This is a genomic window from Ekhidna sp. (assembly GCF_039960695.1).
GTDB lineage: Bacteria > Bacteroidota > Bacteroidia > Cytophagales > Cyclobacteriaceae > Ekhidna.
In genome coordinates this window covers 254,027-266,360 of the sequence record NZ_JBDVKP010000020.1, presented here as the reverse complement: position 1 = coordinate 266,360, position 12,334 = coordinate 254,027, and the positions used below count along the sequence as shown (strand labels likewise).

At 38.6% G+C, this 12,334-nt stretch carries 11 protein-coding genes; 2 read left to right on the top strand and 9 right to left on the bottom strand.

Annotated features, from left to right (window positions below; translation table 11 throughout):
* Positions 1-12: 12 nt before the first annotated feature.
* The gene (locus tag ABJG98_RS17395) at positions 13-927 is read left to right on the top strand and encodes an AraC family transcriptional regulator (protein WP_348280822.1); all 915 of its coding nucleotides are present in this window, start codon (positions 13-15) and stop codon (positions 925-927) included.
* Here ABJG98_RS17395 and ABJG98_RS17390 read toward each other — a convergent pair.
* From ABJG98_RS17390 to ABJG98_RS17375, 4 genes are read right to left on the bottom strand one after another with little or no spacing between them, the layout of a single operon-like run.
* Positions 924-1,292: a hypothetical protein gene (locus tag ABJG98_RS17390; protein WP_348280821.1), complete on the bottom strand. Its 369-nt coding sequence runs from the start codon at positions 1,290-1,292 to the stop codon at positions 924-926. The two genes, ABJG98_RS17395 and ABJG98_RS17390, sit on opposite strands and share 4 nt — an antisense overlap.
* Positions 1,270-1,629, bottom strand: a complete 360-nt coding sequence (locus ABJG98_RS17385) for a hypothetical protein (RefSeq protein WP_348280820.1) — start codon at positions 1,627-1,629, stop codon at positions 1,270-1,272. The genes ABJG98_RS17390 and ABJG98_RS17385 overlap by 23 nt, the downstream gene beginning before the upstream one ends.
* 25 nt (positions 1,630-1,654) lie before the next feature.
* Entirely contained in the window at positions 1,655-2,797 is a 1,143-nt protein-coding gene (locus ABJG98_RS17380; protein ID WP_348280819.1) for a Na/Pi symporter, read from the bottom strand.
* Positions 2,798-2,823: 26 nt separating this feature from the next.
* On the bottom strand, positions 2,824-4,542 hold the full coding sequence (locus ABJG98_RS17375) for a Na/Pi cotransporter family protein (RefSeq protein WP_348280818.1): 1,719 nt from the start codon (positions 4,540-4,542) through the stop codon (positions 2,824-2,826).
* Positions 4,543-4,762: 220 nt separating this feature from the next.
* Between ABJG98_RS17375 and ABJG98_RS17370 the strand changes: the two genes are divergently transcribed.
* Complete coding sequence (locus ABJG98_RS17370) at positions 4,763-5,932, top strand: porin (RefSeq protein WP_348280817.1); 1,170 nt, start codon at positions 4,763-4,765, stop codon at positions 5,930-5,932.
* 3 nt (positions 5,933-5,935) lie between these two features.
* Here the strand turns inward: ABJG98_RS17370 and ABJG98_RS17365 are convergent, their stop codons facing one another.
* The 5 genes from ABJG98_RS17365 to rplS form a co-directional block, all read right to left on the bottom strand.
* On the bottom strand, positions 5,936-7,126 hold the full coding sequence (locus tag ABJG98_RS17365; RefSeq protein WP_348280816.1) for a M20 family metallopeptidase: 1,191 nt from the start codon (positions 7,124-7,126) through the stop codon (positions 5,936-5,938).
* Positions 7,119-7,619: an SPOR domain-containing protein gene (locus tag ABJG98_RS17360; protein WP_348280815.1), complete on the bottom strand. Its 501-nt coding sequence runs from the start codon at positions 7,617-7,619 to the stop codon at positions 7,119-7,121. The genes ABJG98_RS17365 and ABJG98_RS17360 overlap by 8 nt, the downstream gene beginning before the upstream one ends.
* Positions 7,601-10,954 (bottom strand): preprotein translocase subunit SecA, encoded by a 3,354-nt coding sequence (gene secA / locus ABJG98_RS17355; protein ID WP_348280814.1) that lies wholly within the window; start codon positions 10,952-10,954, stop codon positions 7,601-7,603. The genes ABJG98_RS17360 and secA overlap by 19 nt, the downstream gene beginning before the upstream one ends.
* Positions 10,955-11,066: 112 nt before the next feature.
* Positions 11,067-11,837, bottom strand: a complete 771-nt coding sequence (gene dapF, locus ABJG98_RS17350; RefSeq protein ID WP_348280813.1) for a diaminopimelate epimerase — start codon at positions 11,835-11,837, stop codon at positions 11,067-11,069.
* Between the two features lie 69 nt (positions 11,838-11,906).
* The gene (gene rplS, locus ABJG98_RS17345) at positions 11,907-12,272 is read right to left on the bottom strand and encodes a 50S ribosomal protein L19 (protein ID WP_348280812.1); all 366 of its coding nucleotides are present in this window, start codon (positions 12,270-12,272) and stop codon (positions 11,907-11,909) included.
* Between the last annotated feature and the right edge of the window lie 62 nt (positions 12,273-12,334).

Genomic DNA, 12,334 nt, shown 5'->3' with positions numbered 1-12,334 from the left:
CTATATTCATAAATGGAGGACTATAACAAGATTATCGAATCCTTAGAAATAAGATTCGTAAAGGCTAAAAATATTAATATTTTAAAGCCGGTTACAATTGATAATAACTATGAAGTAGAGAACTATCTACTCCTAGTTACTAGTGGTGAGATTAAGTTTGGTAGGGACAAAGAGACTGCCACAGAAGGGGATGTGATTTTCGCGCCAGGTGGTCGTCCAATATCGATGAGTTATGGAGCAGGGACACCAACAATCTTATCAAAAGATGATTTTTTGACCAATAAAGATCAATTTCTAAAGTCATATGGTGAACATTCAATCAGTGATGAACATTACAGTTATGTGGCTTTCGATGCGAAAGCATTCGATTCTGTAAATTTCTTCTCTTCACTAGACATCCCACCATTTAAGATTGAGGAAAACTACAAGCTGGCTGGACTCATTAAGCAAATAAATGATGAAGTAAAGGCGAGTATGCCTGGTAGAGATCGAATCGTGAAGGTTCTTACAGAGAACATGACTATTGAATTGATTCGATATATTTTAAATAACAGTCTTTTCGTTGAAAAACTAGCGACAAATAGCACTTATTTTAAAGATCCACGCTTAATAGATATTTTCACTTTTATAAAGGAGCATCTGTCAGAAGATCTATCAAATAAGGTGTTGGCAAACGTGGCGAATGTATCAGAGGATTATGTAGGTCAGTACTTCAAGATGCTTACAGGCATTAACCCTCAAGACTATATTGAATATCAAAGAATGGAAGCTGCTGTAAATCTGCTCCGAACAAGTAAGAAGAGCATTCGGGATATTGGCAAAGAAGTTGGCTATAAAGACACTGCTTATTTCTGTAGAAGATTTAAAATGATGTTTGGAATTCCAGCAGGTAAGATGAGGAGACGAGAATCTTTAATGAACGTTTAATCTTCCTCTATTTCTCTTTCTTCTGGTTCTTTCTTTTTCAATTCATCATCATCAAGAATTCCATCTAAGACCTTGTTTAAATAAGGCATTGCTAGTGCAGTCACTCTTTGGCTAAATCCTTTAGATTCAACGTTTTTCTTTTTTCTTTTCTTTTTAGGGTTTTCATCAGTTTCATCATCTTGAAAAATTATATTGAATATCCAATAACCTAAAATTCCTACAGCCCCAGCAATGAGTGCGATTTTACCGATTCTCATTGCATTGCCTTTCATCTCATCGGAATCACTATCTATTTGAAGCTTTATCTTTTTTTCTCTCGCTTCAAGTGATTTGACTCTGTCTTCAATTGTCTCTTTTTTGCTCATACTTGGCTTCTTCTAGTCTAACAATTAAATTTTCAATCCACTTTTGCATTTTCCCAGTTTTCAATAATAAGATCACTATCAAAATAATGAGAAAAAATCCACCCGAAACAATTAAATAACCTAGATAGCTGCTATCCAGGTTCATATTTATCATTTCTGCAAACGCAAAACTCAAGAAGAATAGAAAAAACATTGAGAATAATGCAAGCATGGAAATAGCAATTACTCCTGAGAGCATTCGCGCTATTCTGGTAATGATCTTGAGTTTGATTTGCTCAGTCTTTACTTCTATAAATTCAACAATGTTATCAATCACCTTTCTAGCGGATGATGCCATATTTAGCTGTGGTTTGTTCGCAAAGCTAATCCTCTGTTCGCACTTCTACAGGGTCTGTTGATTTTTCAGTGGATTGAGAAATATATATCAAAGTAAATGGTAGTAAAAAAAAGGCTAAAAATATGTAGGCGAACCCCACGAGTCTTACACGAGTTGTTAGCGTTCCCATTTTTTTTGCTAAATAAACGGGAACCTTGGATAGATATGGAACAGTAAAGAAAACGAGCACGCCAGTCAGATTGAATAGTAAGTGAACTATTGCCAGACTTATTGCCGCTTCCGACTGAAAGATGGCCGCCAATAGTGCGGTTATAGTTGTGCCAATGTTAGCTCCTAAGATGAATTGAAATGCTTTCTTGATTTTAACTTTCCCTGTTGCTACCAAGGGTACTATTAAAGAAGTAGTGAGAGAGCTTGACTGAGCAACCGAAGTAATAACTAAGCCCCACCCAAATGCACGGTATTTATTCTTAAATACAACATTTTCAAATTGATCTTTTGTTCGGCCAATTAAACTTTTGTAAAGCCATTTGGAAATGAATTTAATGCATGCAAAAAGTAAAATTATTCCTAACAGAAGAGTCAATAACGGTCCAAATACTGAAACGATCCATTCGGAAAAGCTCTCAAAAATGGATGTTATACCAAATGATTTCCACGTTGCTGTGTATTCTGTGGAAATATGAATACTTGAAGAAATGTGAGCACTTATGCGTTCAAGAAAATGATATTTGATTTCAAATGGGAAAAGCAATAGAACAGTAAGAATGTTGAAAAAGTCGTGAGAAGTACCTGCTGCAACTGCCCTTCTAAATTCTTTGTGTTTAGAGATATAGCTCATAGAAATAATGGTGCTGGTAATCGTGGTGCCTATGTTAGCTCCAAGCACAATTGGAATTGCATTTTGAAGGCTTAATGCACCGGAAGCGACTGTTGCAACAGTAATTGAAGTAGTGGTAGAACTACTTTGCAATAGTGCAGTGGAAAGCAAGCCGATAAAAAGCCCAATAAATGGATTCGCCGTGACGGTTGAAATACTTTCAACCATTCCTCCTGTCATCTCATTTATTGAAATTCCCATTAGCTCTATGGAGAGAAGGAACACGAGAATTGAGGTGACAATGACAATTGTCCTTGATAATATGGTTTGATGATTACTATTTTCCATGTCCGTTGACAGGAGCAGGTCACTTATCATCCAGCTTCCAATTCTTCCTTTAACTCACGCTCTTTTTCACCAGTCATTGCTTCAGACACATTGATTGCATGATCTCCGACTTTTTCGCATAAGTGAAAGAGATCTTTATACCACCCGTCTCGTTGAGGATCGTACTTATCCTTCTTGATGTCCTTGGTTAAGTCTTTTCTCAAGGCATTTCGCAGCGAGTCTATTTTTTCCTCAACTACCATTGCTGGTTCAAGCGAATTAATTCTTTCAGTTGAGTCAAGATTTGCATTCATGATTTTAAGCGCTTCATCAATCAGTTCCATCATTTCTTGAAGGTTCTTTACTTGCTTACTCTTAAATTTCTTTTCACTCTTGAGGATACGCTCAACATCTCTGGACATTTGGAAAAAGATATCTCCAATTCTTTCCAAATCATTCACAGCACTTAAAAGACTTGTCATCTTTACGGCACTAGTGTTACTTAATGTACCATCAGACGAAACCTTCATTAGATACTCTCCTATTTCTTGCTCCATTCGATCAGTGATTATTTCGTAATCCCTAATTTTTTTCAAAAGCTTCTTCTGTTTTTTAGACTTTTCTTCAACAATGAGATTTTGGAAATGCTTGGACATTTTCTGAGTCATTTCACCCATTCGCACTGTTTCTTTTCGAGCTTCTTCTATTGATAACTCAGAAGTATTCATCAAACCAGTACTGATGTACTCCAGTGAAAATTCATCTTCACCAGTAGATTTAATCACTTTTGTAACTGTCTTGGCTATAAAGTTGACAAACCAGATTAGTAGGAGCGTGTTGAGAATATTAAATGTTGAATGGAATATCGAGAGTGCTATTGGAATACCGGTCGCGGATACAAATGGAGATGTGGAACCAGTAGAAACCAAATACCAATCAACTAAGTTGAGTGCTGGTCTTATTAGGATTAGAATCCAAATCACACCAAATAGATTGAATATTAGATGTGATAAAGCTGCTCGCTTAGCATGGACGTTACCCACTAATGCTGCAAGGTTTGCAGTGATTGTTGTACCAATATTTTCACCAAGTACCATTGCAGCGGCAAGTTCGAATGGAATCCATCCATTGTTAGCCATTACCAAGGTAAGTGCCATTGCAGCACTTGAAGACTGAACAACTACCGTAAGTAGCGTTCCTATGAGGACGAAAAGTAATATCGATAGATAGCCTAAATCTGTATATCGACTAAGAAATTCCAGTATTTCAGGGTTTGCCTTGAGATCCGGAACTGAGTCTTTAAGTAGGGCAAGACCCATGAAAAGAAGTGCGAATCCCACAAGTACTTCACCCCAAAATTTTAATCGTTCACGGTTAAAGAACATTAACGGGAATCCAATGGCTATAATTGGAAGTGCATAGCTTGCAATCTTAACTTTAAAACCAACGATTGAGATTAACCATGCTGTGATTGTCGTACCAATATTGGCACCCATAATTACACCAATAGATTCGGTCAGAGAAAGCAGGCCTGCATTTACAAAGCTTACTACAAGCACTGTAGTCGCAGAAGATGACTGCACTAAGCTCGTTATTGTAAAACCAGTAAAAGCTCCTTTGAATCTATTGGAAGTCATTGAGCTGAGAATGTTTCTCATTTTAGCTCCAGCTACTTTCTGGATACCCTCACTCATGACTTTCATTCCGTAAATGAAAAAGCCGAGAGCACCGATAAGATTTAATAATTCGAATATTCCGTATTGCATTGCAAATATTTTATGACGCAAAGGTATCCGCTCAATGTTTCGTATATGTTAAGAAATCGTGTATTCTAAATGTTGATTTAATGACGGATCAATTGCACGACAATCTGCATTTCTCTTTTTATCGTACTTAAAGACCTATTGCGTATTTAATACACAGAAAACATTTAAGTAACATGAAGGTGCTAACATTGCGCTTTCTTAAAAACATCATTAATTATTTATGAAATTTTTCAAAAAGGCACTCTTTGCATTGATTTTAATCACATGTGTACAGATTGTTAAGGCACAGGATTCTGTTTCAAGTTCATGGGGAAAGAGATTAAGTCTTGTTGCCAAAGATTCAACTTTCGCTCTAAAGTTCGGGTTCAGGTTTCAGACGCTTTATGATGGAAGGTATAACTTAGATACTGATGAATACGAAGACGCATTACTTGTAAGAAGGACACGATTGAAGTTTGATGGATGGGCAATTGACCCGAGCATTGTTTATAAACTTGAGCTGGCAGTCTCAAACCGAGATCAGAGTAGCGGTCACGCGGATGAATTCGGCAATACAGCCAATATCGTTCTTGATGCAGTTGTGAAATGGTCGTTTGCTGATAATTGGCAGGTATGGTGGGGACAAACAAAACTACCAGGTAATAGGGAACGGGTTATTTCTTCACAAAATTTACAATTTGTAGATCGAAGCTTGGTAAACTCAAGATATAATCTCGATCGTGACTTAGGAGTTCAACTAAGACATAAAAGCCCAAGTGACAAATTCAGGCAAATATTAGCAATTTCAATGGGCCAAGGACGTAATGTAATTGATAGAAATCCGGGAGGAGGTCACCAGATTACAGGTAGACTTGAATTCTTACCAATGGGTAGTTTTACAGGAAAGGGTGACTATTTTGGATCTGATCTAAAAAGAGAGTCTTCCCCCAAGCTGGCAATAGGTATTACTGGAGATTTAAATATCAATGCTTCGCGTTCTAGGGGTAATCTCGGGGGCTTTATTGTAGACAGTGTGGGTGAGTATGTGTCGAGCGACCTGAAGTCATTCATGGCTGACATGATGTTTAAATATAATGGCATATCAGCTATGTCCGAATTTGTGAAACGCACATCTGATAATGAAACTGGCATCTACGGAACGGGCACTGGATTTGTATTTCAAGCGGGTTACTTGTTTCCGTCTAATTGGGAGATTGCAGGGAGATTCACAAATATCGATGCAGATGATGTTCAGTCAGTATTTGCAGATCAGAGAGAATATACTTTGGGATTATCCAGATATATATCAGGGCATGATTTGAAATTCCAAACGGACATCAGTTATCAAACATTTCCTGGACAAACCACGGAGTATTTGATCTTCAGGTTTCAGACGGAAATCGCACTATAAATATTAGCTGTTTAACTCATTTATGGCAAGGTAAGCCATCAGGCCCATGCCCGTTTTCAATGCGTTTTCGTCGATATTGAAAGTGGGTGTGTGTACACCTGATACGATTCCTTTTGCTTCGTTTCTTGTTCCTAACCGATAAAAACAGCCAGGGATTTTATGGGTGTAGAAAGCGAAATCTTCTGCAGCCATCCATAGATCCAGCTCCACTACATTCTCTTCTCCCATGTAGTCCTTTGCAGCAGCAATGTTTTTTTGGGTGTAAGTCTCGTCATTCACAAGAAACGGATATCCGGGAGCAAAATCAACTTCACACGACCCACCCATTGACGTTGCAAGTGCAGTAGAAATGTCCTTTATCTTTTGCAAAGCCTTCTTGCGCCATTCTTCATCGAAGGTTCTGAAGGTACCATCAATTTTCACTTCATCCGGGATGACATTGTTGGCATTACCCCCAGCAATTTTACCAAATGAGAGGACAGAAGGAGTCTTTGGATTAGCGATTCTGCTGACCACTTGCTGGAGTGATACAATTATTTGACTCGCGATAGCAATAGGATCTACAAATGTTTCTGGCATGGCTGCATGTCCACCTTTTCCTTTTACTGTTAAGTACACCTCATCGGCACTTGCCATGTATTTACCTGGTCTGAATCCAACCTTTCCTTCAGGAATCAAGGGCATGACATGCTGTCCTAATATCTTTTCTGGTGCAGGCTCCTTAAGAATCCCTTCTTTAATTAGAATTGAAGCTCCTCCAGGAGACTTTTCCTCAGCTGGCTGAAAGATGAATTTGATAGTGCCACTAAAGTGATCTGTGAGTTGTGAAAGTATTTTAGCTACGCCCAATAGATTGGAGGTGTGCACATCGTGACCACAGGCATGCATCACACCTTCATTAGTTGACTTATAATCTACATTGTTCGCTTCATGAATAGGTAGTGCGTCAATATCTGCGCGTAATGCAATTGTTTTGCCTTTTCTTTTCCCATCTAAGCAGAAAGTTACGCCTGTATCTGCAATTCTTTGGGTAGTTGTGATGCCAAATTCACTTAGCTTCTTTTCTATAAATTCGGCGGTATGGTGTTCCTGAAAAGAAAGCTCAGGATTGGCATGTATGTGGCGTCTTATTTCAAGAATTTCTTCGAAATAGTCTTCAGATAGAGATTTTATTTTCTGGATTAAGTTATTCATACTTAATCAGGAATCTTTCAGGTAGTAATAATGCTCGAGGGAATTCCTGCTTCACTTGTTGATGAATTCTATTGGCTTTCAGTCGATCAGTGAATTTTCCAGCTTTAACTCTAAAATTGGGTTGATGATAAGAAACTTTTGGTTCCAGTTCTGCAAAGAATTCATACATTTTAGATCGTGCTTGATTTGCTTCACCTCTGCTATTCCCCGAATATACCTGAATAACGTATCCATCTACATACCGACCCTTTATATTTTCTGCATAGGCCACTTTTGAGATGCTGTCTAGTTCTTGTTTTATGTGACCTGTAAGTGGAGTATATGGTTCTGTTTGGACCTCTTGCGTATCAGGCTCTTCAGATTCATTTTCCGTGGGCATTATCACGGGGCGATGAATACTTAGATCCTCAACGTAAGAGCCTGTGGATGAAGTGGGTGCAGTAGCCTTACATCCCACGAGAAGTAGCAATATGATTAGTCTATGAGCACGCATTTATTATTTTTAATGTCATCTTCTACCGTTTTATATTTTACATCTTTCTTCACCAGTCCATCTACATACTGCACATTTACGCGTTGATTTCTACTGGCGATCTTTTGCGATTGCACAGGTTGAGTTTGTTGCTGCACTGGAGGTCTGTTCCCGCCTTCAGGTCCAGCAAGGGCTGATCTGCTTTCGTCTTTCTGCTCCCTGTAATTTCTGGATGTTTGTTGCTTTTGAGCTGCTTGAACATCGTCGGCTTGCTCCACCGGAATTTCAGCTTTCATCAGGAATGAAATGGTTTCTTCATTCACTTTACCAATGAAGCGTTTGAACATTTCGAATCCTTCAAACTTGTAGATAAGAAGTGGATCTTTTTGCTCATATTGAGCATTTCGCACGCTTTGACGAAGGTCGTCCATATCTCTCAAATGTTCTTTCCAAAGTAGATCAATGGTAGCTAATGCGATCATTTTCTCCATTTCAAGAATTACTTCTCTACCATCAGTTTCTACTGCTTTTTTGAGATTTACAGACGTGCCAATTTGCTTTTTGCTGTCTGTAAAAGGAACCAATACATTTTCAAGAGTAGCTCCTCTAGTCAGTTCAAGTTGTTTAAGAATTGGTAATGCTTTATCCTTTATCAACTGATTTTTCTGGCTATAATTTTTTAAAGCTTCACTGTAAAGCTTTTCTGAAAGTATATTTTCATCACTCTTTTCGAGTTCTTCCTTAGTAATATGAAAATCAAGCCCAAGAATTGAAATCGCATTTAGCTTTAAGCTATCTAGATCATTTTGGCCTTTAGCGTTGAAAATAATGTCTTCGCATGTTTCGAGTAACATGTTGAGGATATCAAGCTCTAGCCGCTCACCATAAAGTGCATTTCTTCTACGCTTATAGATTACCTCTCGCTGACTGTTCATTACATCGTCGTACTCAAGAAGGTTTTTCCTAATGGCAAAGTTGTTTTCCTCTACTTTTCGTTGTGCCCGCTCAATTGATTTTGTAATCATTGAATGCTGAATAACCTCACCTTCCTGAAGCCCAAGCCTATCCATGATCTTAGCTACTCGATCTGACATGAAGAGTCTCATAAGATTGTCTTCCAAAGAAACATAGAATTGTGACGATCCTGGATCTCCCTGACGGCCGGATCGACCTCTCAGCTGTCGGTCAACTCTTCGGGATTCGTGACGTTCTGTGCCAATAATCGCAAGCCCACCAGCTTCTTTCACTTCATCTGAAAGCTTGATGTCAGTACCACGACCGGCCATGTTGGTAGCAATGGTTACTGCTCCTGGCTTTCCAGCTTCAGCCACAACATCGGCTTCTTTAGCATGTTGCTTGGCATTTAATACTTGATGCTTAATGTTTCGCATTTGTAACATCCTGCTAAGCAATTCTGAAATTTCTACAGATGTTGTACCAACAAGTACAGGTCTACCAGCTTGGGTTAGCTCTACCACTTCCTCTGCGACAGCATTAAACTTTTCACGAATGGTTTTATAGACCTTGTCGTTGACATCTTTTCTGGCAATTGGCCTATTTGTAGGAATAACTACAACGTCCAATTCATAAATATCCCAAAATTCACCTGCTTCTGTTTCTGCTGTTCCTGTCATACCAGCAAGCTTGTGGTACATTCGGAAATAGTTTTGAAGGGTTATTGTAGCGTAGGTTTGAGTTGCATCTTCAACCTTTACATTTTCTTTTGCTTCAATCGCCTGGTGAAGTCCGTCAGAGTAGCGACGGCCTTCCATGATTCGGCCTGTTTGCTCATCTACGATCTTTACTTTCGCATCCATTACTACATATTCGGTATCTTTTTCATACATGCAGTATGCTTTTAGGAGTTGATTCACAGAGTGAATACGCTGACCTTTTATATTATAGTCTCGAATGATTGATTCTTTTTTCTGAAGCTTATCTGGTTCAGAAACTTCTCCGTCTTTTTCCAGCTTCGCTATTTCATCTCCAATATCTGGAAGGATGAAAAAGCTAGTGTCTTCTCCTTCACCTGTAATAAGATCAATGCCTTTTTCAGTAAGGTCGATGCTATTGATTTTTTCATCAATAGTGAAGAAAAGTGGTTCATCAGCTTCTGGCATACGTTTTTGATTGTCTGCCAGATAAATATTTTCAGTCTTTTGAAGGATTTGCTTGATTCCGGTCTCACTCATAAACTTGATGAGTGGCTTACTCTTCGGTAAGCCACGAAATGCTCGGAACAACGGTAGGCCTGCTTCTGCTTCTTTCCCTTCCTTAATCAGCCTTTTTGCTTCGTTTAAATAGTCACTAACAAGTTTTCTTTGAGCATCTACCAAACGTTGTATACGAGGTTTCAGATCATAGAATTCGTGTTCATCACCTTTTGGAATAGGTCCAGATATGATTAATGGTGTTCGGGCATCATCTATCAATACAGAATCAACCTCATCGACCATTGCGTAGTGATGCTTTTTTTGTACTAACTCTTCTGGACTTCTGGACATGTTGTCCCTGAGGTAATCAAAACCAAATTCGTTGTTGGTGCCATAGGTGATATCGGCCATGTAGGCATTTCTTCTTTCAGTCGAATTGGGTTGATGATTATCTATACAGTCAATTCTCAATCCATGAAATTCAAAAATTGGCGCGTTCCATTCAGCATCTCTTTTGGCGAGGTAGTCATTGACGGTTACAATGTGAACACCACGCTCAGCTAAGGCATTCAAGTATGCCGGAAGTGTAGCGACCAATGTTTTACCCTCTCCTGTCTGCATCTCAGCAATTTTACCTTGATGAAGTACTACGCCGCCGATTAACTGTACATCGTAGTGAACCATGTTCCAGATAACTTCATTACCAGCTGCTAGCCACTTATTTCTCCACGTGGCTGTTTCACCACTTATTTCGACATTATTCTTTTTCGATGCAATTTCTTTGTCATGCTGTGTGGCCTGTACTGTCAGTTTCTCATTTTCGGCAAATCTTCTAGCGGTCTCCTTCACCACTGCGAAGCCAGTGGGCAAAATATCCATCAAAACCTTTTCGAGCTCTACATCACGATCACTTTCTAGCGTATCTATCTGTGCAAAAAACTCTTCCTTCTGATGAACATCTAGTGATTGATCTTCTTCTACTTGCTTGTGAAGAGCTTCAATCTGATCATCTATACTTTTTAGATGACCTTTTATAACACCTTTAAGCTCTGAGGTCTTTCCTCTAAGTTCGTCATCGCTGATATTTCTGAGTTTATCATACTCAGCATTGATGAGTCCAACATATGGGGTAAGTTCTTTTAGATCTTTCTCCGTCTTCGTGCCAAAAATCTTGGCAAATCCCTTCGTAATCGAATGTAGCATTGAAAAATTTTATTTACAGGTCTTAATCTCTTTTAAGTTTCGACCGTCAGTTTTTTAAAATTTAGCCTTTGTTATAAGGCCTTAAAGTTATAATGGTTTAATGTAAGAGCGATTAGATTGTCACACTTCCTTCAAAGACTTTTTCTGCTGGACCTGCCAGCCAAATGTCAGTAAACAAATCTCCGTCTTGCTTGAAAAATACGCTCAGTTCACCTCCCATTGTTTGAATATGAATTGGGCTTTCAAAACCAAGTTTGCCTGCCATCACACCAACAGCGGTCGCGCCAGTGCCACAGCTCAGCGTTTCATCTTCTACGCCTCTTTCATAAGTTCTAATTTTCACTTTGTCTTGCAAAAGCTGTGCAAAGTTGACATTAGTGCCATTATGGCCGGAATATGTTGGTAGATTACGAATTTGCCTGCCCTTAGATACAACATTTTCTTCATTCAGGTCATTAGAAATTACAATGTGGTGTGGTGATCCAGTATTTATGAACCATTCTTTCTCATTGATTTTTTCAAGTTGACGGATATCAAAGAGTTGGAAATGAATTTTTTCGTTCTTTAATTTGATCTTGTGAATACCGTCGGTAGTTTCGAAAGTTGCCTCTTGATCTACCAGACCCAAGGATTTCGCAAATGCGAATCCACATCGTGAACCATTCCCACATAAGCTTTGAGAGCCATCTGAATTAAAATAAACCATCCGGTAGTCCAAATCCTGATGATTCTGAATTAGAATTAAACCATCTGCACCAATTCCGAAACGTCGGTCACAGAGCTTTTTAATAAGTGGATTACTGACAGGAAAAGATTCATTTCTATCATCGATGAGGATGAAGTCATTACCTGTTCCTTGATATTTGGTGAAGTGTTGCTCCATTAGTGCTAAATTAATGCGGAGCGAGGGGTAGAAACAAAAATCCCTCGCCATTTGGCAAGGGATTTAAATTTATTTTTTGATAAGTTTTTCCTTGATTCGAGCAGCTTTTCCTTTCCTTCCTCTTAGGTAGTAAAGTTTTGCTCTTCTTACTTTTCCTCTTCTAAGCACTTCGATTTTTTCGATGTTTGGAGTAAGGATAGGGAAAATTCTTTCTACAGCGATATCACCAGAAACTTTTCTTACAGTGAAAGTCTCACCGTTTGTATTTCGGTTATTAATTGTCATTACAGTTCCTTGGAACTGCTGCACACGCTCTTTGTTACCTTCTTTAATTTTGTAGTGAACATTAATGGTATCACCAGGTCCAAATGAAGGATGATTAGACTTTATGTCTTTGTATTCTTCCGCTACTATGTTCAATAATTCTGTGCTCATTTCTGTACTCTTTTGCTGAGTGTTTTGAAAAAGGAGTGCAAATATAGAAATAACTATTGGAA